The sequence below is a fragment of the Microbacterium sp. LKL04 genome, from assembly GCF_900102005.1.
Lineage (GTDB): Bacteria > Actinomycetota > Actinomycetes > Actinomycetales > Microbacteriaceae > Microbacterium.
The window spans coordinates 1,872,331-1,893,087 of record NZ_LT627736.1; the positions used below are offsets into that span (position 1 = coordinate 1,872,331).

At 69.7% G+C, this 20,757-nt stretch carries 18 protein-coding genes; 6 read left to right on the forward strand and 12 right to left on the reverse strand.

What is annotated here, in order from left to right; all coding sequences use genetic code 11:
• Positions 1-36 precede the first annotated feature (36 nt).
• Entirely contained in the window at positions 37-378 is a 342-nt protein-coding gene (locus BLP38_RS09200; protein ID WP_091359716.1) for a DUF2200 domain-containing protein, read from the reverse strand.
• A gap of 55 nt (positions 379-433) precedes the next feature.
• On the opposite strand from BLP38_RS09200, the gene BLP38_RS09205 reads away from it, so the two are divergent.
• A complete protein-coding gene (locus BLP38_RS09205; RefSeq protein WP_091356371.1) occupies positions 434-1,861 on the forward strand; it encodes an NCS2 family permease in 1,428 nt (475 codons plus the stop codon).
• A 142-nt stretch (positions 1,862-2,003) separates the two neighbouring features.
• Here BLP38_RS09205 and sucD read toward each other — a convergent pair whose 3' ends face one another.
• The 5 genes from sucD to BLP38_RS09230 all read right to left on the reverse strand — a co-directional run bounded on the left by sucD (position 2,004) and on the right by BLP38_RS09230 (position 6,809).
• Positions 2,004-2,906 (reverse strand): succinate--CoA ligase subunit alpha, encoded by a 903-nt coding sequence (gene sucD / locus BLP38_RS09210; RefSeq protein ID WP_064001264.1) that lies wholly within the window; start codon positions 2,904-2,906, stop codon positions 2,004-2,006.
• Positions 2,907-2,943: 37 nt separating this feature from the next.
• Positions 2,944-4,110, reverse strand: coding sequence for an ADP-forming succinate--CoA ligase subunit beta (gene sucC / locus BLP38_RS09215; protein WP_091356373.1), 1,167 nt, complete (start codon positions 4,108-4,110; stop codon positions 2,944-2,946).
• Positions 4,111-4,245: 135 nt separating this feature from the next.
• Positions 4,246-5,010, reverse strand: coding sequence for a phosphotransferase (locus tag BLP38_RS09220; RefSeq protein ID WP_091356376.1), 765 nt, complete (start codon positions 5,008-5,010; stop codon positions 4,246-4,248).
• 3 nt (positions 5,011-5,013) lie between these two features.
• Positions 5,014-5,616, reverse strand: coding sequence for a response regulator transcription factor (locus BLP38_RS09225; protein WP_091356382.1), 603 nt, complete (start codon positions 5,614-5,616; stop codon positions 5,014-5,016).
• Positions 5,613-6,809, reverse strand: a complete 1,197-nt coding sequence (locus BLP38_RS09230; RefSeq protein ID WP_091356385.1) for a sensor histidine kinase — start codon at positions 6,807-6,809, stop codon at positions 5,613-5,615. The genes BLP38_RS09225 and BLP38_RS09230 overlap by 4 nt, the downstream gene beginning before the upstream one ends.
• Positions 6,810-6,961: 152 nt before the next feature.
• On the opposite strand from BLP38_RS09230, the gene BLP38_RS09235 reads away from it, so the two are divergent.
• On the forward strand, positions 6,962-7,462 hold the full coding sequence (locus tag BLP38_RS09235; protein ID WP_091356388.1) for a small multidrug efflux protein: 501 nt from the start codon (positions 6,962-6,964) through the stop codon (positions 7,460-7,462).
• Between the two features lies 1 nt (position 7,463).
• Here the strand turns inward: BLP38_RS09235 and BLP38_RS09240 are convergent, their stop codons facing one another.
• Complete coding sequence (locus BLP38_RS09240; protein ID WP_091356390.1) at positions 7,464-8,978, reverse strand: FAD-dependent oxidoreductase; 1,515 nt, start codon at positions 8,976-8,978, stop codon at positions 7,464-7,466.
• A 74-nt stretch (positions 8,979-9,052) separates the two neighbouring features.
• Between BLP38_RS09240 and BLP38_RS09245 the strand changes: the two genes are divergently transcribed.
• Genes BLP38_RS09245 through BLP38_RS09260 form a run of 4 tightly spaced genes read left to right on the forward strand, consistent with a single transcriptional unit; the run spans position 9,053 to position 13,321 of the window.
• Entirely contained in the window at positions 9,053-9,718 is a 666-nt protein-coding gene (locus BLP38_RS09245) for a TetR/AcrR family transcriptional regulator (protein WP_091356393.1), read from the forward strand.
• Positions 9,719-9,777: 59 nt separating this feature from the next.
• A complete protein-coding gene (locus tag BLP38_RS09250) occupies positions 9,778-11,004 on the forward strand; it encodes an acyl-CoA dehydrogenase family protein (protein WP_091356414.1) in 1,227 nt (408 codons plus the stop codon).
• 53 nt (positions 11,005-11,057) lie between these two features.
• On the forward strand, positions 11,058-12,098 hold the full coding sequence (locus BLP38_RS09255) for an ATP-dependent DNA ligase (RefSeq protein ID WP_091356417.1): 1,041 nt from the start codon (positions 11,058-11,060) through the stop codon (positions 12,096-12,098).
• Between the two features lie 44 nt (positions 12,099-12,142).
• Complete coding sequence (locus BLP38_RS09260; protein ID WP_091356421.1) at positions 12,143-13,321, forward strand: AI-2E family transporter; 1,179 nt, start codon at positions 12,143-12,145, stop codon at positions 13,319-13,321.
• A 7-nt stretch (positions 13,322-13,328) separates the two neighbouring features.
• Here the strand turns inward: BLP38_RS09260 and ligD are convergent, their stop codons facing one another.
• From ligD to BLP38_RS09285, 5 genes are all read right to left on the reverse strand, one after another.
• Positions 13,329-14,342, reverse strand: a complete 1,014-nt coding sequence (gene ligD / locus BLP38_RS09265) for a non-homologous end-joining DNA ligase (protein ID WP_091356425.1) — start codon at positions 14,340-14,342, stop codon at positions 13,329-13,331.
• A 53-nt stretch (positions 14,343-14,395) separates the two neighbouring features.
• On the reverse strand, positions 14,396-15,460 hold the full coding sequence (locus BLP38_RS09270) for an SseB family protein (RefSeq protein ID WP_091356428.1): 1,065 nt from the start codon (positions 15,458-15,460) through the stop codon (positions 14,396-14,398).
• A 67-nt stretch (positions 15,461-15,527) separates the two neighbouring features.
• Positions 15,528-16,976 (reverse strand): sunset domain-containing protein, encoded by a 1,449-nt coding sequence (locus tag BLP38_RS09275; RefSeq protein ID WP_091356431.1) that lies wholly within the window; start codon positions 16,974-16,976, stop codon positions 15,528-15,530.
• Positions 16,977-17,075: 99 nt separating this feature from the next.
• Positions 17,076-19,532: an ATP-dependent helicase gene (locus tag BLP38_RS09280; RefSeq protein WP_091356435.1), complete on the reverse strand. Its 2,457-nt coding sequence runs from the start codon at positions 19,530-19,532 to the stop codon at positions 17,076-17,078.
• A 60-nt stretch (positions 19,533-19,592) separates the two neighbouring features.
• The gene (locus tag BLP38_RS09285) at positions 19,593-20,696 is read right to left on the reverse strand and encodes an FUSC family protein (RefSeq protein WP_091356439.1); all 1,104 of its coding nucleotides are present in this window, start codon (positions 20,694-20,696) and stop codon (positions 19,593-19,595) included.
• Between the last annotated feature and the right edge of the window lie 61 nt (positions 20,697-20,757).

A 20,757-nucleotide genomic window follows, 5' to 3' on the forward strand; every position in this document is an offset into this window, starting at 1 on the left:
GAGCCTGCGAACCCGGCTCCCGCACCGGGCGCGGCGTCAGCTCCGCAGCACCTTCTCGAGCGAGGTGCCTTTGGCCAGTTCGTCGACGAGTTTGTCGAGATACCGGATGCGGCGCATGAGGGGGTCCTCGATGTCCTCGACGCGGACTCCGCACACGACACCGGTGATCATCGACACCGCGGGATTGAGGTCCGCCGCCTCGAAGAACTCTGCAAAGGTCGCCCCCGTCGCCACCTGCGCGGCGATGGCGTCGTCGTCGAATCCGGTGAGCCACGTCACGACCGCGTCGAGCTCGGTCTTCGTCCTCCCCTTGCGCTCCACCTTCGCCAGGTAGAGGGGATAGACCGCGGCGAAGGGCGTGCCGAAGATGCGGTGCATGCCGCGAGGATACGCGCCGCCCACCGGGCGCGCGACGACCCACTACCCTCGGAGGGTGAACAGCACGACTTCCCGCGCCACCCGCGGTGCCGCAGCCCCGGCATCCCCCTCCTTCCTCGACCGCTACTTCGACATCACCGGCCGCGGCTCGACCGTCGGCACGGAGGTCCGCGGCGGCATCGTCACCTTCGTGACGATGGCCTACATCGTCATCCTGAACCCGATCATCCTGTCGACCCCCGACGTCGACGGTGTGACCCTCAGCAACACCGCCGTGGCGACCTCGACGGCCCTGACCGCCGGTGTCATGACGATTCTCTTCGGACTCGTCACGCGCCTGCCGTTCGCGTTCGCCGCAGGACTCGGCATCAACGCGTTCCTCGCCTTCTCGGTCGTCGGCCAGGTCACGTGGGGCGAGGCCATGGCCCTCGTCGTGATCAACGGTCTGATCATCGTGCTGCTCGCCGCGACGGGCCTGCGGAAGATGATCTTCGATGCCGTGCCCGTGCAGCTGAAGCTCGCGATCACAGTAGGCATCGGCCTCTTCATCGCCTTCATCGGCTTCGTCAACGCCGGCTTCGTCACCGCTACGGGCAACGCCTCTCCCCCGCTCGACCTCGGCGTCGGCGGCTCGATCACGACGATCAGCACGGTCATGTTCGTCGTCACGCTCTTCCTCTCCGGCATCCTGATGGCCCTCCGCGTCAAGGGCGCACTGCTCATCGGACTCGTCGGCGGCACGGTCATCAGCTACATCGTCAACGCGATCTGGCCGACCGCCCTCGGCCTCCAGGTCAGCGGGCTGCAGATCGTCGCCCTCCCGGACTTCGGCCTCGTCGGCAAGATCGACTTCGGCTTCGACTGGGCGAAGATCGGCATCGTGTCGGTCGTCATGATCGTCTTCACGCTCGTGTTCTCGAACTTCTTCGATGCGATGGGGACCATGACGGGCCTCGCGAAGGAGTCCGGCCTCGCGAACGACAAGGGCGACTTCCCGCGCATCAAGTCGGCGCTCATCGTCGAGGGCGTCGGCGCGATCGCGGGTGGTGCGACCTCGTCGTCGTCGGCGACCGTGTTCGTCGAGTCGGGTTCGGGCATCGGCGAGGGCGCTCGTACCGGCCTCGCGAACGTCGTGACGGGTGTCCTGTTCCTCCTGGCGATGTTCTTCACGCCGCTCACCTCGATCGTCCCCGGGTACGTCGCGGCAGCGGCCCTCGTGCTCGTCGGCGCCCTCATGCTCGCGCAGATCAAGAACATCGACCTGTCGGACTTCAGCGTCCTGCTGCCGGTGTTCCTCACCGCGACGGTCATGCCGCTGACCTACTCGATCGCCAACGGCATCGGAGCGGGCTTCATCAGCTGGGTCGTCGTGAACGTCTTCGCCGGCAAGGCCAAGCAGGTCCACTGGCTGCTGTGGGTCGTCGCCGCCGGCTTCGTGATCTACTTCGCCCGCGGACCGATCGAGGCGCTCGTCGGCGCCTGAGCCCCGCGGAACCCCGAGGTCCCGATCGGGCCGGAGATGCCTCGCGCATTCCCGGCCCGATCGGGACCTCGGTCGTTGCGGCGGGGTGCGGGAACGACGAAGGGGCGGATGCCTCGGCATCCGCCCCTTCGTTCTGTCTGACTTAGAGCGCCTCGATGATGGCGCGCATCAGGTCGGCGGTCTCGGACGGGGTCTTCCCGACCTTCACGCCGGCGGCCTCGAGGGCCTCCTTCTTGGCCTGCGCGGTGCCCGCCGAGCCCGAGACGATGGCGCCGGCGTGGCCCATGGTCTTGCCCTCGGGGGCGGTGAAGCCGGCGACGTAGCCGACGACCGGCTTCGTCACGTGCGCCTTGATGTAGTCGGCCGCGCGCTCTTCGGCGTCGCCGCCGATCTCGCCGATCATGACGATCGCCTTGGTCTCGGGGTCGGCCTCGAACGCCTCGAGGGCGTCGATGTGCGTCGTGCCGATGACCGGGTCGCCGCCGATGCCGATGGCGGTCGAGAAGCCGAGGTCACGGAGCTCGAACATCATCTGGTAGGTCAGGGTGCCCGACTTCGAGACGAGGCCGATCGGGCCCTTGCCGGTGATGTTCGCGGGCGTGATGCCCACGAGCGCCTCGCCGGGGGTGATGATGCCGGGGCAGTTCGGACCGATGATGCGGGTCTTGTTGCCCTTGCTCTTCGCGTAGGCCCACGCCTCGGCGGTGTCGCCGACGGGGACGCCCTCGGTGATGACGACGAGCAGCGGGATCTCGGCGTCGATCGCCTCGATCATGGCGTCTTTCGTGAAGGCGGGCGGCACGAACGCGATGGAGACGTCGGCGCCGGTCTTCTCGATGGCCTCGGCGACCGAGCCGAAGACGGGGAGGTCGACCTCGCCCTCGTGCGGCTTCTCGTGGGTGACGGTCGTGCCGGCCTTGCGGGCGTTGACGCCGCCGACGACGTTCGTCCCGGCCTTCAGCATGAGGGCGGTGTGCTTGGTGCCCTCACCGCCGGTGATGCCCTGGACGATGACCTTGGAGTCCTTGTTGAGGTAGATAGACATGTCTGTGGTCCCTGTATCTCAGTAGTCTCGGCGCGCCTCAGGCGTTCGCCAGCTCGGCGGCCTTGTCGGCGCCCTCGTCCATACCGGCGGCGAGCGTGACGAGCGGGTGGTTCGCCTCGGCGAGGATCGCGCGACCCTCTTCGACCTGGTTGCCGTCGAGACGGACGACGAGCGGCTTCGTGGCCGCGTCGCCGAGGATCTCGAGGGCCTTGACGATGCCCTCGGCAACGGCGACGCACGACGTGATGCCGCCGAAGACGTTGACGAAGACGCTCTTGACCTGCTCGTCGCCGAGGATCACGTCGAGGCCCGACGCCATGACCTGCGCGTTCGCGCCGCCGCCGATGTCGAGGAAGTTGGCGGGCGTGACGCCGCCGTGGTTCTCGCCGGCGTAGGCGACGACGTCGAGGGTCGACATGACCAGGCCCGCGCCGTTGCCGATGATGCCGACCTGACCGTCGAGCTTGACGTAGTTGAGGCCGGATGCCTTCGCCTTCGCCTCGAGCGGATCGGCGGCGCCCTTGTCCTCGAGCTCTTCGTGCTCGGGGTGGCGGACCTCGCTGGCGTTCTCGTCGAGCGAGACCTTGCCGTCGAGGGCGACGATGTCACCGGCGCCCGTGCGGACGAGCGGGTTCACCTCGACGAGGGTCGCGCCCTCGCCCTTGTAGACGTCGTAGAGCTTGACGAACACGTCCGAGACCTTCTCGACAAGGTCCTCGGGGAAGTTCGCGGCCTTCGCGATCTCGACGGCCTTGGCCTTGTCGATGCCCTGCAGCGGGTCGACCTCGATGCGCGCGAGCGCCTCGGGACGCTCGACGGCGAGCTCTTCGATCTCCATGCCGCCCTCGACCGAGCAGAGGCTCAGGTAGGAGCGATTCGAGCGGTCCAGCAGCACGGAGAAGTAGAACTCCTCGGCGATGTCGGCACCCTGGGCGACCATGACGCGCTGGACGACGTGGCCCTTGATGTCGAGGCCGAGGATGGCCTCAGCTGCCGCGTAGGCCTCGTCGGGAGTCTTGGCGACCTTGACGCCGCCGGCCTTGCCGCGACCTCCGGTCTTAACCTGAGCCTTGACGACGACGACACCGCCGATCTTCTCGGCAGCCGCCTTCGCCTCCTCAGGGGTGTCGGCGATGATGCCGGCGAGCACCGGCACCTCGTACTTCTCGAACAGGTCTCGTGCCTGGTACTCGTAAAGGTCCACTGCAATCCTTCGCTGGGCGACGGTGGGGGTGACGGGCGCGGAATTATCTCGATGTCGAGAGATCGCCCGGTCGAAAAGCCTACTACCCGCGCCTGAGTGCCCCGCGCCCCGATCCCCTCGTTCGGCAGGGGCGACTCACTCCCTCAGCGCGGCGACCCAGACCTCGCGATGGCGCTCGACGTAGTCGGTGACCAGCCGCCAGTGGTCGCCGTGCCCCTCCAGGAACATCGACGCCCAGGGCTCGGTTCCGGCGGCGTGGGAGCGGCGGAGCATCTCGTGCATCGCGGTGGTGCGCTCGGCCATCGCGGCGGGCAGCGCGCGCCGAAGCGCCGCATCGGCACCGTATCCGTCGGCGAAGGCGGCCAGCCCGCGGGCGGCATCGACCGGGGCCGCCGACGTGTCGTTCAGCGCGAAGGACTGCGCCGCGTAGGCGAGGTCCCAGAGGCGCGTGCTGGGGGCCGCGGCATCCCAGTCGATGAAGACCCACCGCTCCCCCACCACGAGATTCCAGGGCGCCAGGTCGTTGTGGCAGACGAGGTCGGTCCCGGGCGCGGCGATTGCGGTCTCCCACACGCTGCCCTCCGGGGCGACGTAGCCAGCGCTCGCGTCATGGATCTCCCGCACCATGGCGCCCACGCGGCGGAGCTCGGCGGGAGCCATCGTCCCTCGCTCGATCGCGATGTCGCCGGGGACGAACTCGATCACCTGGCGTCCCGCGTCGTCGCGTCCCCGCGGCTCCGGCGCATCCACACCGCCGGCGCGCAGGGCGGCGACGAAGGCGGTGACGCTCGGCGTCGAGGCCGCCCAGGGCTTCCGGACGGTGTCGCCGATGCGGACGACGGCGCCGCTGGCGTTGCCGCCGGACAGGCCTTCTTCGTGCGGGGTTTCGTCGCGGGGCATCCGTCAGATCCAGCCGCGTTCGCGTGCCGTGATCGCCGCCTGCTGACGCGTCGCGAGCCCGAGCTTGCCGAGGATCGACGACACGTGGTTGCGGACGGTGCCGGCCGAGAGATGGAGGGATGCCGCGATGTCGGCGATCGTCTCGCCGCGAGCTCCGGCGCGCAGCACGTCGAGCTCGCGGTCGGTCAGGGGCGAGCGCTCGTCGCTGAGCGCGTCGGCGGCGATCTCGGGGTCGACGTAGCGACGTCCCGCCGCGACCTCGCGAATCACCGCGGCGACGTCGCCGGCGGGCCGAGACTTCGGGACGAAGCCGTCGACACCGGCGCTCAGCGCACGGCGCAGGACTCCCGGGCGGGCGTGCCGGGTGACGACGACGCATCGAGCCGGGATGCGCTGGCGGATGCGGGCGGCCGCCTCGACTCCGTCGATCCCCGGCATCTCGAGGTCGAGCAGGCAGACGTCGGGGCGCAGCTCGAGAGCGCGGGCGACGGCCGTCTCGCCGTCGGGGCACTCGGCGACGACCTCGAGATCGTCCTCGAGCGCGAGGAGGGTGGCCAGCGCCGTCCGGATCATGTCCTCGTCGTCGGCGATCAGGACGCGGATCATGCGGCACTCCCGTCTGCCGGCACCGTCACGACGAGCGTGAATGATGCGTCGTCGCGACTCGAGGCGACGTCGCCGCCGGCCACCCCGATGCGGTGCGCGATGCCCTCGAGTCCCGCGCCCGAGCCGATCGTCGATCCGGGTCCGGGGTCGTTGGCCATCGTGAGACGCCAGACGTCGCCGACCCGCTCGAGCCCGAGCCTCGCCCAAGCACCACCGCCGTGCTTGAGCACGTTGGTCGTGCACTCGCGGATCACCGGTCCCAGCAGGTCGGCGGGAGCGGATGCCGCGTCCCCGGCGACGTCGAGCGCAACCGCCAGGCCGGCTGCCCGCAGCAGGTCTGCCGCGTTGGCGAGCTCGTCCGGGAGCGGCACCCCGCGGAAGCGTCCGGCGAGCGCGCGCGTGCCGTCGCGGGCCTCGTCGACCGAGGTCCGCGCGAGCGCGATCTGGCGGGCGGCGGCATCCGGATCGCGTTCGATCATGCGCTCGGCGAGTTCGAGCTGCAGGGCGATCACCTGCAGGTGGTGCCCCTGCAGGTCGTGGAGCTCGCCGGCGAGGCGGAGCCGCTCCTGCACGGCGGCGAGGCGCGCCTCGGTGCGGCGGGCGCGATCGAGTTCGAGCACGACGTCCCACGACCAGAGCGACAGCGCCTGCGTCATCGGGAGGACGACGGCGAAGAACACGAGCACGAACGCGTCGCTCCGCGGCATCGGCCCCGCCTGCTCGAGCAGCCAGAGCGCGACGAGGGCGATCTCCAGCAGCACGACACCGCGCCACCGGATGCCGGGGCCCCAGCGGACGAGGCAGAGGGTGGCGCCGACGAGAGCGGCGCCGAGGAGCGCCGAGCCCGCCACCACGCCGAGCGCGATGGAAGCGAGGACCGCCGCGATGACCGGGAGGGAGAGGAACCTGCGTCGCCAGGAAGGGCGGTCGCTGTCGTCGAGGTCGCCGTCGCGGCGATAGCGGGTGAGGAGCAGAACCGTGGCCACCACGACGACCACCGCCGAGACGACGTAGACGAGGAGGGTGACGGGGTTGCGCCATCCCTCGCGGGCGATGAGGACCACGAGCCCCCACACGGCGACGGTCCCGAGCAGGAAGAACACCATCGAGGTGGCGATGTACCACCCGGTCGCCGTCACGCCGCGCGCGAGCGAGGCCGCGGTCTGCGTCGGGGTGGGGACGGGCGTGCTCACACGGCCACAGTACGACCATGACGAATGTCACCCCTCGGCCCGCCGAACCTCCCGCCGATGAGTGACGGGGCGGCACTGCCGCGCTCGGGCCCCAGCCGGTGGACTGGGGTCACGGCGATACGAGATCCGGTCGCCACTCCCGAGAGGACATCATGTCGAACCCCGTCTCCGATCTCGTCGCCGGCTTCCAGGACCTGGTGGCGCAGATGCCCGATCTCGTCCAGCCGCTGGTCGTCGCCCTCGCCGGCGCCGTGCCCTTCATCGAGGGAGAGGGTGCCGCCGCGATCGGCATCGTCGGCGGCATCCACCCCGTCATCGCCGCCGTCGCCGGCGCCGCGGGCAACTTCCTCTGCGTCGCGATCGTCGTGCTCGCGACCGCTCGCGTCCGGAGCGCGGTCACCACCCGCGCCGGAGCTTCCGAGAAGGCACCGTCGGCGCGCTCAGAGAAGTTCCAGAAGGCCTACCACCGGTACGGGACGCCGGGCGTGAGCCTGCTGGGCCCCCTCATCCTCCCGACGCAGTTCACGGCGGCGGCGCTGAAAGGGACGGGCGTCCCCACTCGTACCGTCCTCTTCTGGCAGGGCACCGCGATCGTGCTGTGGACGACGCTCGTCACCCTCATCATCACCGGTGTCATCGCTGCGGCATCCTGACTCAGTCGACCGGTCGAAGCCCTCGTGTCGCGGGACCTTCGATGCGTTCGCCGGATGCCGTGAACCGCGACGCGTGCAGGGGGCAGTCCCACGTGCACTCGAGGTCGTTCCACTCCAGGATGCCGCCGAGGTGCGGGCAGACGGCGCTCACGGCGCGCGTCTCGCCGCCGGTGGTCGAGATGGCGACCGGACGGCCCGCACGCTGCGCGACGACACCCTCCCCCTCGGCGGGCTGCGGCACGGGAACGGCCTCGGTCTCCGCTCCCGCCCACCCCTTCGCCGCGGCGAGGCCGACCTTCGCGTTCTCGAGAGCGCCCTGAGCGATGTCCGCCGGCATCGTGAGACGAGTGCCGATCTGCGTCATCCACCGCGGACGTTCGCTCATCTTCTCGCCGCGCAGCTCGCTGACGATGCGCAGCGCCGCCGCCGGCGCGTTCGTGAGCCCCCACTTCGCGTAGCCCGTCGCGAAGCGGACCCGTCCGAGCGACCGCGGCATGGTGCCGATGAAGGGGATCCGGTTGTGGGACGTATAGTCCTGCGCCGACCAGCGGTGGGTCTCCTCCCCCACCGGCAGCGTCTGCTGCGCCCAGCGAGACAGCTCGTCGAGCATCGCCCGCTCCGACTCGGCACGCCCGACGGGGTGGCCCGCGCCTCCGACGACGATCTGCGCGACGTCCGCCGGGCCGTCCTCGGGGAGGACCGTGCGCACCGAGCGCGTCGGCTCGTCGGCCGAGAGGTACATGCCGTCCGGCAGCGGCGCGGTGAGGGTGAACGAGACGCAGGCGGACCGCATCCCGCTCACCTTGGCCCAGTAGAGCCCGCGATCGAGGATCGGGATGCCGGTGGCCACCACGACGCGCGAGGCGAACACCGTCCCCTGGTCGGTCTCGACGCGCGGCTCGGGGAAGACCTTCACGCCACTGACCTCGACGCCCAGGTGGAGCGTGCCGCCGGCGGCGACGAACGCGTCGGCGAGCGCCGCGAGCATCCGCATCGGATCGATCGCCCGCTGATCGTCTAGCGCGACGGCGGCCGTCATGGGCACGGCCGCGGCGCGCAGCTCGTCCTCGCCGACGAGACGTACGGCGAGCCCTGCCTCGCGGGCCGCCTCGTATTCCTGCGCAACGGAACGCCGTCCCTCGCCGGCCTGGGCGTAGGTGTAGGCGGTCCGCGAGGTGAGCGGGACACCGAGCCGCTCTGCGGTATCCGTCATCCACGCGAAGCCGTCGCGGTTGGCGTCGACGTAGGCGCGGACGAGGGATGCCGGGTGCCCCGACCGCAGCGACGAGAGCGTCGTGCCCTGCAGGAGCGACACCTTGCCCGTGTTGGACCCCGAGGCCAGCTCGCCGACACCGCCGCGCTCGAGGAGGGCGACGTCGACCCCGGACCGCGCCAGTTCGTACGCCGTCGCCAGGCCGGTAAGGCCGGCGCCGATCACGACGACATCGTGACGCGCATCGGGGTCGAACGGGGTGCCGGCGGTCTCGGACGGATTCTGCTTCCACAGGGAGGACATGCGCCGAGTCAAGGCGAGCCCGGGAGAAGAGGCACAGGCCTTGACAGAACCAGGTGCGCACTAGGCTTCCGTCCATGGCCGACGACCTCCGTCCCACGGGCAGCACAGTGGTGGCCGCCGCGCTCGCGCTGTTCGCGGAGCACGGCTACGAGCAGACCTCGGTCGAGCAGATCGCCCAGTCCGCAGGGGTGTCCCGCTCGACGTTCTTCCGCCAGTTCGGCGGCAAGGACGACGTCGTCTTCGCCGACCACGAGCTGCTGCTCGACCGACTGCGCGCCTACCTCACCGAGACGCACGAGAACCCCTGGGCGGCGGTGTGCGAGGCGTCGGTGCAGATCTTCCGGCACTTCGCGTCGGATCCCGAGGTCGCTCGCCGCCGGTACGCCGTCGTCCGGCAGGTGCCGTCGCTGCGCGACCGCGAGATCGTCACGGTCTTCCGCTACGAGCGCGTCTTCGACGAGTACCTGCGCCGCTCGGTCCCGGGGCTCGATCCCGTCGACGCGGTGGCGTTCGCCGCCTCCGTGACCGCCGTGCACAATCACGTCCTGCGCCGCCTGCTGCGCGGTTCCACGCGAGTTCCCGCCGCCGTCCTCGAGACCGCCTACGACGAGCTGCTGCGCCGCTTCGGCGTGCACCCCGATCCGGAACCCGCGGCGGACGACGACATCGTCGTGGCGACCTTCCCCCGGCGGATGCCGCCCGCCGAGGTCGCCCGTCGGCTCGGCGCTCTGCGCGACTGACCTGGCACGGCGTTCCACGGGGAGTGGAACTGAATCTCAGCCGGGCGTATCCTGGCGCGATGACCACTGACCTGCCCGGCGGCGCGTCCGGCCGCTACGACGTGCTCGGCCGCCTCGACACCGATTACTACGCCGTCTTCGCCGACATCCCCGATGCGGACCGCGACGTGTGGGAGCGGACGCAGGGCTTCGTGGACGAGGTCGGCGACCGGATGCGGGACGCGTGGGACACCGCCGAGTACCCGCTCGATATCGCCCGGCGCTTCGGCGAACTCGACCTGCTGAACGACGGCGTCGACCACCCGCGGCTGACGCACTTCACGCCGCTGGCTGCGGGCCTCGTGAACATGGAGATCTCGCGCGGGGACGGCTCACTCGGCACGGTCCTCGCCGTCCAGGGCGGTCTCGCCCTGCGCACGCTCGCCCTGTTCGGCAGCGACGCGCAGCAGGAGCGCTGGCTGACCCCGGTGGCCCGCTTCGAGGTACCGGCCGCCTTCGCGCTCACCGAGCCCGACCACGGTTCGGACTCGGTCTCGCTCGAGACCGTCGCGCGCCGCGACGGCGACGAGTGGGTGCTGCGCGGCGCGAAGAAGTGGATCGGCAACGGCGCATCCGGCGGCATCACCTTCGTCTGGGCCCGTGTCGACGACGAGGGCGACGAGCACCACGGCAATGTCCGCTGCTTCCTCGTCGAGCAGGACCGCCCCGGCTACACCGGCACCGTCATCGCGGGAAAGGCGTCGTTGCGCGGCATCCATCAGGCTCACATCGCCCTCGACGACGTCCGCGTCCCCGCCGACGCGGTCCTTCCCGGCACCCGGACGTTCAAGGATGCCTCCACCGTCCTCTACGCGACCCGTTCCGGAGTCGCGTGGTCGGCGCTCGGCCACGCGACCGCCTGCTATGAGGCGGCACTGCAGTACGCGCAGCAGCGCGTGCAGTTCGGCAAGCCCCTCGCCCGCTTCCAGATGGTGCAGGAGCGCCTCGCGCACATGCTCGAAGACCTCACCGCGATGCAGCTGTACTGCCGTCGCCTCGCCGACCTCGAAGCGGCGGGCGGGCTGCGCCCGACGCAGGCGTCGCTCGCGAAGTTCCACAACACGCGCGCCGCGCGGCGCGTCGCCGCAACGGCGCGCGACCTGCTGGGCGGCAACGGCATCCTCCTCGAGAACGGCGTCATGCAGCACATGGCCGACATCGAGGCGATCCACACGTACGAGGGCACCGAGTCGGTGCAGGCGCTGCTGCTCGGCCGCGACATCACGGGCGTCGGCGCCTTCGCCTGAGCGCGGCGCGCAACCCCGTTCCGGCACGGATGCCGGGCGGGCAGGATGAGCGCATGTACGAGATCCCCGCACCGATGCTCGCGAAGTCCGTCCCCGCCGTCCCCGATCCGGCGGGGACCACCGGCGGCCTGCTCTACGAACCGAAGTGGGACGGGTTCCGTGCGCTGATCGGGTGGGACGGCGCGGAGGTCGAGATCGGATCCCGCGGATCGAAGCCCCTCACCCGGTACTTCCCCGAGCTGGTCGACGCGATCTCGAGGCTTGTGCCCGAGCCGTGCCTGCTCGACGGTGAGATCGTCGTCGCCGACGGCGAGCCCGGGTCCCAGCGCCTGCAGTGGGAGCACCTGTCGCAGCGCATCCACCCCGCGGCATCCCGCGTCGCGATGCTCAGCGAGACCACACCGGCCATGTTCGTCGCCTTCGACCTGCTGGCTCGCGGCGACCGCGACCTCCGCGACGAGCCGTTCTCGACGCGGCGCGCCCAGCTCGAGGACCTGCTGCGCGGCGTGCCGCATCCGATCCACCTGACCCGGACGACGACGGACCCCGCTCTCGCCGAGATCTGGCTCGCCGAGTTCGAGGGCGCCGGTCTCGACGGCGTCGTGGCGAAGCCGCTCGCCCTTCCGTACGCACCCAACAAGCGCACGATGTTCAAGATCAAGCACGCGCGGACCGCCGATGTCGTCGCGATGGGCTACCGGATCCACAAGAGCGGTCAGGGGGTCGGGTCGCTCCTCGTCGGCCTTCACGACGGCGAGGGCACACTGCGCCAGGTCGGCGGCGTCGCCGCGTGGAGCAATGCGCGCCGGCTCGAGCTGATCGACGAGCTCGCGCCGCTCGTCGTCCGCGACGAGGACGGCGAGGCGGTGACAGGCGAGTCCGACCGGTCGCGCTTCGCGGCCTCGAAGGACACGTCCTTCGTGCGACTCCGTCCCGAACGCGTGCTCGAAGTCGCGTACGACCAGCTCGAGGGCGACCGGTTCCGCCACACCGTGCAGTTCCAGCGGTGGCGTCCCGATCGGGATGCCGCCTCCTGCCGATTCGACCAGCTCGAGACCGTGTCGGCCTACGACCTGGCTGACGTGCTCGACTGAGTCAAGGGCCCTCGCACGAGAAGGCGGATCGGTAGGGTCGCAGCATGGGCCTCTTTTCGTCATCTCCCCGCTCAGTGCGTCTCGACGACGGACGGCCCGTCCGCACGGCGGCGGCCGGCAAACCCGCGAGCATGTGGTCGGACGGCTTCGGCACCCTCGCGACCCGGTCCCTGCAGGTGATCATCGTCGGGGTCATCGCGACTGCGCTCATCCTCGGGATGCTGCAGCTCACCGTCGTCGTCATCCCCGTCCTTCTCGCCCTCATCGTGGCGTCGGCGGCGGCGCCCCTCATGGCCTGGCTGCGGCGCATCGGCATCCCGTCGGTGTTCGCGACCATCCTCACGCTGCTCGCGTTCGTCGTCGTGCTCGGGGGGATCGGCTGGCTCGTGGTCAACGCCGTCCGCGATCAGTTCGACGACCTGTCCAAGAAGGCGCAGGACGGGTTCCAGAGCGTGCTCGCGTGGGCCGAGACGCTGCCCTTCGACATCGACCAGAAGCAGATCGACGAGTGGGTCGGCACCGCGACCGACTTCCTCACCAGCGCGCAGTTCGGTTCCGGCGCACTGGCCGGAGTGAGCGCTGTCGCGAACTTCCTCACCGGACTCGTCCTCATGATCGTGACACTGTTCTTCTTCCTGAAGGACGGCCCGAGGCTGTGGGAGTTCCTCATCCGTCCGTTCCGCGGATCCGACTACGACCGCGCCGTGCGCGTGGGCCACAAGGCGGTCCATACCTTCGGGGCGTACCTCCGCGGCACGGCGGCCGTCGCCGCGGTGGACGCGATCGGCATCACAATCGGTCTGCTCTTCCTGCAGATCCCGCTCGCCCTCCCGCTCGGTGCGCTCGTGTTCGTGCTGGCGTTCATCCCGATCGTGGGAGCAACGGTCGCCGGGATCCTGGCGGCGCTCGTCGCCCTCGTCACCAACGGTCTGGTCGCGGCGATCTGGGTGGTCGTGATCGTCGTCGCGGTCAACCAGCTCGAGGGCAACTTCCTGCAGCCGTTCCTCATGGGCCGGTCGATGAAGCTGCATGCGTTCGCCGTGCTGATCGCCCTGACGATCGGCACGGTCCTCGGCGGAATCGTGGGGGCGATCCTCGCGGTCCCTCTCACCGCGGCGGCGTGGGGCATCATCCAGGTGTGGGACGGCCCGAACACCCCCGCACGGTGGGCGCGACGCCGGCCACCCGTCGAGGAGAAGGTCGACACCGTCACCGCGAACTGACCGCCGGTCAGTCCTTCTTCGCCCGCGAGGGCTGCACGCGCGGCGGTTCCCCCGGCATCTTCGGGAACTCCGGCGGGAACGGCAGTTCGCCGAGGCCCGCCTCGAGGTCGCGCTGCCACCACTCCAGCAGGGTGTCGATGCGCCCCGGGGACGCCTGCAGGTCCTGCCACGGATCGCCGATCGCCGCGAGTCGGTCGGGCACCGTCCGCACCGTGAACGCGGCGGGGTCGACGCCGTCGGCGAGCTCATCCCACGTGATCGGGGTGGCGACCGTGGCGCCGGGGAGGGCCCGCGGGCTGTAGGCGCCGGCCATCGTCCGGTCGCGGTTGGCCTGATTGAAGTCGATGAAGATGCGCTCGCCGCGCTCCTCCTTCCACCAGTTGGTGGTGACCTTCTCCGGCATCCGTCGCTCCAGTTCGCGGCCCGCGGCGATCACCGCATGACGGACGTCGAGGAACTCGTGCGTGGGCTCGATCGGGCAGAAGAGGTGGATGCCGCGATTGCCGCTCGTTTTGAGCCAGGACTCGAGGCCGGCCTCACGCAGCACCTCTCGAAGGACCGGCGCGACGGCGGCGGCGTCGGCGAAGTCCGTGCCGGGCTGAGGGTCGAGGTCGATGCGCAACTCGACGGGATTGTCGGTGTCCGCAGCGAGAGAGGCCCACGGATGGAAGACGACCGTGTTCATCTGGACCGCCCAGACGATGGCAGCCGTCTCGTTGAGGACGACCTGCGGATGCCGCCGACCGCTGTTGTACGTGCACATCACCTGGTCGACGTACTCGGGCGCGCCCTTCGGTGGGTTCTTCGAGAAGAAGCTCTCGCCGTCGACCGTCGCTGGGAACCGCTCCAGCGACACGGGCCGGTGGCCGTTGGCGCGCAGGAATGGGTCGGCGACCGAGATCACGTACTCGGCGAGTTCGTGTTTCGTGATCCCCGGTTCGGGGAAGACGATCCGGTTGGGGCTCGAGAGCGAGAGCTCTCTGCCTTCCGGAAGCTGCAGGGTGATCCGCTCCGACGCCATGCGCCCACCCTAGGTGGGGGCCTTCGGCGCGGCCAGGGGCTTGCCCCGCCGGTTCAGTCCTCGTCGGATTCGGTTGCGCCGTCGACCGCTTCCGCCGCGTCGGCGATCGTGACGAGCGCATCGAGCTCCTCGCGCTCGAGCCGGATCCAGGGTCCGGCGGCGTCGACGAGGAAGCCGCTCAGCTCCGGCTCGCTCTTGAGCGCCTGCCCCAGCTGCGCTGCGGTCAGCGGCATGGGCTGGTCCTCGCGACGGAGGGTGAGGATCTCGAGGGGGTGGGAGAAAACCTGCAGATAGCGGGTGCCTTCGGCGGATCGCGCTTCGGCGACGCCCATGCTGCCGTCCGGTCGGCTGCCGGCGGCGATCCACCCGCCGCGGGCGACGAGCGCATCGACGACGGCGCGAGCCGTCTCGGGCGTCCGCGGACCTGCGAGCAGGTTCTTGATCGTGAATTCGGGGTCGGCCTGGTCGAGGGCGCGCGAGATGAGTCCCGTCGGCAGGACGATGCGACGGCCAGGACCGGCGTGGTCGAAGACGATTCCGTCGTAGCCCGCGTCGACGACGTTCCGGAGCACGTTCTGGGCCGGCTGGCCGAGGATGGACGTGTTCGCCCCCTCGGGGTCGTCGCCGAGACCGGCCTGGATCGCGGCGGCTCCCGTGTACGCGAGCAGGAACTTCTTGTCGTTCATGATCGAGATCGCGAGTCGCAGGGGCTCGCCCGCGGCGACCTGCGCCTGGGCGTCGCCCATGATGCGCAGGTAGAGGGTGCCCTGCAGCGCCTGGCGCGTCACGCCGAGGATCGCCGCGTTGTCGGGCTCTTCGGGTGCTTCCGTGAGCGCGGTGAGCAGGAGGGTGTTGTCGGGCATGCCCGGGCGCCCCTCGGTCCGCTCGGGGGCGGTCTCCTCGACCTGCGGCAGACGCTGCTGCTCGGGGCGCTGCACCGGCTGACCGTAGGTCGACATCGAGATCGGCACGAACGGCACGTCTTCGGCATCCGCCTGTTCCGCGGCGACTGCCGCGCTCACGTCCTGCTGAACGTCGGCGAGGTCCGCCTGCGCGTCGACGGGAACCTCATCGGACCCGTCGGAGTTCTTCTTCGGACGGCGGGAGAACAGAGCCATGTGCTCAGCGTACGCGCGATGCGATGCGGGTCGCGCAGAGTTCACGCCCTGCGCGACCCGCTTCCCGTCAGCGCTTGGACGCGCGGTACCCAGCCTTCTGTGCCGCGGCTGCTGTGGCGAAGCACTGCTCGGGATGGGTGGCGTTGTAGTACTGCCCACCCGGCACGTGGTAGATCCAGTCCTTCGTGTGACGAGTCGTCTGGTTCCCCTTGATGGGGTGGCTCTTCGGGCATGAGGTCTTACTCGAGGGCTTGGCCACCTGGCTACCAGCCGGCTTGGCTGTCGACTTCGCCGCTACCGCGCCGGTGGCGCGCGAGGTGGTGCTCACCGTCGCGTAGCCGGACTTCGTGCCGGTGACCTTGACCGTGATCTTCTTGCCCTTGAGGTTGGAGGGCACGGTGAAGGTCGACTTCGTCGCCTTCGAGATCGCCTTGCCGTTCGCGTACCACTGGTACGTCAGGCGGGTACCGGAGGTCCAGCGACCGGGCTTCGCGGTCAACTTCTGACCGACCTTGGCGCTTCCCGAGATCGTGGGCGTCGCCGAAAGCGCAACCTTCGCCGTCGCCTTCGACCCCTTCGAGGTCGTGACGTGGCCGGCCTTCTTGCCGGTCACCGTCACCGTGATGTTCTTGCCGACGAGCGAGGACGAGATCTTGTACGTCGACTTCGTCGCGCCGTTGATCTTCTTTCCCGAGGCGTACCACTGGTACGAGAGGGATGCCCCCTTCGCCCATGTGCCTGCCTTGACCGTGAGCGTGGCGCCCACCGTCGCCGTTCCGCTCACCGACGGCGTGCTCGCCTGGAGCGCGGCTGCCTTGACGGGTGCCGTCTCGAGAGTGCGCTTGAATTGGATGGTGTCATTCGACGGCGTGCCCGTCGGATAGAGGTAGGCGTAGACGTCGACCGAGACCCGCTTGCCCACGGCGTTCGCGCCGAGGACGAGGGAGGCGGAGGTGCCCTCCTGCAGGAGTTCCTCGCCCGCATACCACTCGTACTGGAGCTCAGCGCCGGCCGGCCATGCGCCGCGGGACACAGTGAGCTTGCTGCCGACGGTCGCCGTACCGGAGATGACGGGGTTGCTGGCAACCTTTCCGATCGTGTCGAGGTCGGCGCCGATACCGGTGACTGGCCCGTCTCCCACTTCCAGAGGCGTGCCGTCCTCCAGCGTCAACGAGTCGTTGTACCACTCGATCCAGCTGGTGACGGTCTCCCCGTCGTCGTAGCCGAGCTCGTTGAAACCGACGTGGTACGTGCCCGCCGGGAGTCCCGTGATCGAGTACGTGCCGTTCGCGCTGATCGATCCGTAGTAGACCTCGTAGTGCGATCCTGCGTCGAGCCATGCGGTCGCGAGACCGTCGCCGACCGCGATCTGATCCCCCGTCACCGTGCCGGTGATCGACCCGGTCGGATTCGCGTCGTCAGCGATGGCTGCTTGCGGCAGCGCCCAGATTGTGCCCGTCAGAAGTGCCGCGCCGGTTGCGAGCGCAACCGAACGACGGCGCAGCGATGCGCCCATGTATTTCCCCAGTCCCGCGACCCCCGTCGCGCGCTATCAGCGAATTCCCAGCGAATCGCTGGGCACAGTCTGACACACCGGAACGACGCGGCTGTTCACTCAGAGCTTGGTGATCGGCGCGACCTTGATCAGGAGCTTCTTCGGGCCTGCGGTGTCGAACCGGACGTGGGCGACCCGCTTCGCGCCCTCGCCGGTGACCATGTCGACCTTGCCCTCGCCGAAGTCGTCGTGACGGATGCGGTCGCCCGCCGCGAGCTCCATGTCGCCGTTGTCGCGGATCTTGGCCGGGATGCGGTTGGCGAACTTCGCGAGCGCGTCGGACTTCTCCCGCTTCGGGAGCGGCACGAGGTCGTCGCCGTACCGGCTCGATTCGGATCCGCCGAACCGGGAGCCGCCTCCGGGCCGACCGTTCAGAGCTCGGGACTGCATGCCGCCGCGCGAGTTCACGTCGCCCGGCGACTGCCGCCAGTCGATCAGCTCGTGCGGGATCTCCTGCAGGAACCGGCTGGGCATCGCCGCCGACACCTCGCCGAACTGCGCGCGGGTCATCGCGAGCGACAGGTGCAGTCGCTTGCGGGCACGCGTGAGGGCGACGTAGAACAGGCGCCGCTCCTCCTGAGGGCCGCCGGGCTCCCCCGCCGAGATGCGGTGCGGAATGAGGTCCTCTTCGACTCCGGTCACGAAGACGGCGTCGAACTCGAGGCCCTTGGCCGTGTGCATCGTCATGAGCGATACCGAACCGCTGGCATCGTCGAGGTCATCGGCATCCGACACCAGCGTCACCTCGGTCAGGAAGTCGAGCAGCGTCCCGTTGGGGTTGTTACGGGCGAACTCTCGCGTCACGGCGACGAGTTCGTCGAGGTTCTCGACGCGCGCTTCGTCCTGCGGGTCTTTCGACATCCGCAGCGCGTCGTAGTAGCCGGACTTGTTGAGCAGGACGCGAAGTCCCTCGGTCACCGACGTCGACGGCGCAATCTCGCCCGAGCTCGGGAGCATGATCTCGGATGCCTCGACAAGGACGGCATCCAGCTCGGCGATCGCCTTCTGCACCTTCGCCCCGACGCCGAGCGCCGACGCGTTCGCGAGGGCGTCGCGGAACGTGATGCCCTCGGATGCCGCGTATCGGGCGATCGCGGTCTCGGTGACGTCGCCGATGCCGCGTCGCGGCCGGTTCAGGATGCGGCGCACCGCCATCTCGTCGGCGGGGTTCGCCACCGCGATGAGGTACGCCATGGCGTCCTTGATCTCGGCGCGGTCATAGAACTTCGTGCCGCCCATGATCTTGTACGGGACGGCGGAGCGGATGAAGATCTCCTCCAGCGCACGGGACTGGGAGTTCGTCCGATAGAACACGGCCACCTGCGAGTAATCGACGCCCTTGCGATGCAGGGCCTCGACCTCGTCGGCGACGAACTGCGCCTCGTCGTGCTGCGAGTACCCGGTGAACCCGATGATCGGGTCACCGTCACCGACGTCGGTCCAGAGCTTCTTGTCCTTGCGGTCGAAGTTGTGGCCGATGACGGCGTTCGCGGCCGACAGGATGTTCTGCGTCGAGCGGTAGTTCTGCTCGAGGAGCACGACCTTGGCACCCGGGAAGTCGCGCTCGAACTCGCTGATGTTGCGGATGTCGGCGCCGCGGAAGGCGTAGATCGACTGATCCGAGTCGCCGACGACGGTGAGCGATGCGCCCTCGATCTCGGGGGCCTCATCGGGCTCGAAGATCATCATGCCGCCGCTCGAGAACGCATCGCCTGCTTTGCCGACGACGGGCCGGGTCAGCTCGTGGATGAGGGCGTACTGGGCGTGATTGGTGTCCTGGTACTCGTCGACGAGGACGTGCCGGAACCGTTTGCGGTACACGTCCGCGACGTGCGGGAACGCACGGAAGAGGTAGACGGTCTGCGCGATGAGGTCGTCGAAGTCGAAGGCGTTGGCCTTCTGGAGCGAGCGCTGGTAGTCCGCGAAAATCTCGACGAAGACGCGCTCGGCGGGGTCGCTCATGTTCGCCTGCCGGGCGTAGGACTCGGCATCGGCCAGCTCGTTCTTCAGCTTGGAGATGCGCCCCTGAACGGCGGCGGGGGTGAAGCCGAACGAGTCGCCCTCGTGCTCCTTGACCAGGCGCTTGATGAGCGCGCGGGAGTCACCGGAGTCGTAGATCGTGAAGCTCTTCGTGAAGCCGAACTGGTCGGCCTCGCGGCGCAGGATGCGCACGCACGCGGAGTGGAAGGTCGAGATCCACATGCCCTGCGCACTGTCGCCGACGAGCTGGTGTACGCGTTCGCGCATCTCGCCCGCGGCCTTGTTGGTGAAGGTGATCGCGAGGATCTGACTCGGGTACGCCTCGCGCGTGCGCAGCAGAGAGGCGATGCGTCGCGTGAGCACGCTCGTCTTGCCCGAGCCCGCACCCGCGACGATCAGCAGCGCCGGTCCGCGGTGGGTGACGGCCTCGCGCTGGGGCAGGTTCAGGCCGGCGAGGAGGTCCTCGTCGGGGCGGGAATCGCCCGCGGAGCGGGGCGCTCCGGCGCCGACGATGACGGGCTTGATGGAGTCGCTCATGTCCCCACGAGTCTACGTTCGACCGCCGACACCGACGCCCGGCATCCGCTTGCCGCGTGCTCAGGCCAGCGCGTCGGAGACCCGCCGCGAGATGTCGGTGATGCGTCCGAGTGTCGCAGCGAGCCACAGCCCCGGCTGATCGTGGGCGTCGGAGGTTCCATCGGGGGCGGGGAGGGACTCCGCGTAGGCGTCGATGGCCCGCCATGCGGCATCCACCCTCGTCGTCATCTCGTCGTCGGCGGGCGGAGTGGCCATGAGCTCCGCGACCCGCCGCATTGCGGCGTCGAGCAGAGCAGGATCGCCGTGCCGCTCGTCGAGACGCTCATGCTGCCCGAGGACGTCGAGCAGATCGCGGGTGAGATACGCCGCCCGCTCCAGTCCCCACCATCGCTGCGCGTTCTCATCGTGGACTCCGCCGACGCCCCGCGCGCGGATGTTCGCTCTTTCGGACCGGGATGCCTCGTCCACATCGGCGGCCACGGCGACGACCAACTCGGCGAGCGCGTCGCCGTCCTCCCGGAGGCTGGGGAGGTCGGGCTCTGCCTTCCCCGCCGAATCAGCTGCGCGGTCGAGCGCGGAGGCGACGGCGGCGCGTAACTCGGACAGGCGGTCGCGTGCGGACTGCAGATACAAGGGCGGGACGAGCACGAAGTTCGCGACGACGCCGACGAGCACACCGAAGGCCATCGTGGCGAGGTACGACGACGAGAAGCCGTCGGGATCGTTCTTGCTCAGCAGCAGCACGAACAGTCCGGCGAGGGCCACCCAGTCGCGTCCGACACCGAGGGCTCGGATGCCGCCGAGCGTCACTCCGACGAGCACCACGAGCGCGAGGGCGACGATCCCGGGCGCTCCCGCGGCGACGAGGGCGAGTCCGCCGAACCCGATCGCGATGCCGCAGGCCAGACCGATGAGCGACTGGACGCCGGCGCGCGCGGAGTCGGCGACCGTCGGGTACATGCTCACGAGAACGCCGAGGGGTGCGTAGTACGAGTACTCGGCGTCGGCGAACGGCACGAACGGAGCGAAGAACCAGGCGATCCCCGCCGCGATGGCGGTTTTGAGGGCGAGGATCAGGCGCCGCGGAGTGAAGATGTCCCCGCCGGCTCGGCGCAGGCCGAGCGCCAACTGCGCCGCCGTCAGTCGTGGGGTGGTGCGGGGCATGCAGGCAAGGTACCCGGGCGCGCGGCATCCGCGACTCCCCCTTGCAACCGCGCGACGCTCG

Excerpts from the sequence above, each read along its gene's own strand:
- BLP38_RS09250 (WP_091356414.1), top strand. The coding sequence starts at position 9,778 with ATGACCACTGACCTGCCCGGCGGCGCGTCCGGCCGCTACGACGTGCTC.
- BLP38_RS09200 (WP_091359716.1), bottom strand. The coding sequence starts at position 378 with ATGCACCGCATCTTCGGCACGCCCTTCGCCGCGGTCTATCCCCTCTAC.
- BLP38_RS09245 (WP_091356393.1), top strand. The coding sequence starts at position 9,053 with ATGGCCGACGACCTCCGTCCCACGGGCAGCACAGTGGTGGCCGCCGCG.
- BLP38_RS09280 (WP_091356435.1), bottom strand. The coding sequence starts at position 19,532 with ATGAGCGACTCCATCAAGCCCGTCATCGTCGGCGCCGGAGCGCCCCGC.
- BLP38_RS09260 (WP_091356421.1), top strand. The coding sequence starts at position 12,143 with ATGGGCCTCTTTTCGTCATCTCCCCGCTCAGTGCGTCTCGACGACGGA.
- BLP38_RS09225 (WP_091356382.1), bottom strand. The coding sequence starts at position 5,616 with ATGATCCGCGTCCTGATCGCCGACGACGAGGACATGATCCGGACGGCG.
- BLP38_RS09255 (WP_091356417.1), top strand. The coding sequence starts at position 11,058 with ATGTACGAGATCCCCGCACCGATGCTCGCGAAGTCCGTCCCCGCCGTC.
- BLP38_RS09285 (WP_091356439.1), bottom strand. The coding sequence starts at position 20,696 with ATGCCCCGCACCACCCCACGACTGACGGCGGCGCAGTTGGCGCTCGGC.
- BLP38_RS09275 (WP_091356431.1), bottom strand. The coding sequence starts at position 16,976 with ATGGGCGCATCGCTGCGCCGTCGTTCGGTTGCGCTCGCAACCGGCGCG.
- BLP38_RS09240 (WP_091356390.1), bottom strand. The coding sequence starts at position 8,978 with ATGTCCTCCCTGTGGAAGCAGAATCCGTCCGAGACCGCCGGCACCCCG.
- ligD (WP_091356425.1), bottom strand. The coding sequence starts at position 14,342 with ATGGCGTCGGAGCGGATCACCCTGCAGCTTCCGGAAGGCAGAGAGCTC.
- BLP38_RS09270 (WP_091356428.1), bottom strand. The coding sequence starts at position 15,460 with ATGGCTCTGTTCTCCCGCCGTCCGAAGAAGAACTCCGACGGGTCCGAT.
- sucD (WP_064001264.1), bottom strand. The coding sequence starts at position 2,906 with ATGTCTATCTACCTCAACAAGGACTCCAAGGTCATCGTCCAGGGCATC.
- BLP38_RS09235 (WP_091356388.1), top strand. The coding sequence starts at position 6,962 with ATGTCGAACCCCGTCTCCGATCTCGTCGCCGGCTTCCAGGACCTGGTG.
- BLP38_RS09220 (WP_091356376.1), bottom strand. The coding sequence starts at position 5,010 with ATGCCCCGCGACGAAACCCCGCACGAAGAAGGCCTGTCCGGCGGCAAC.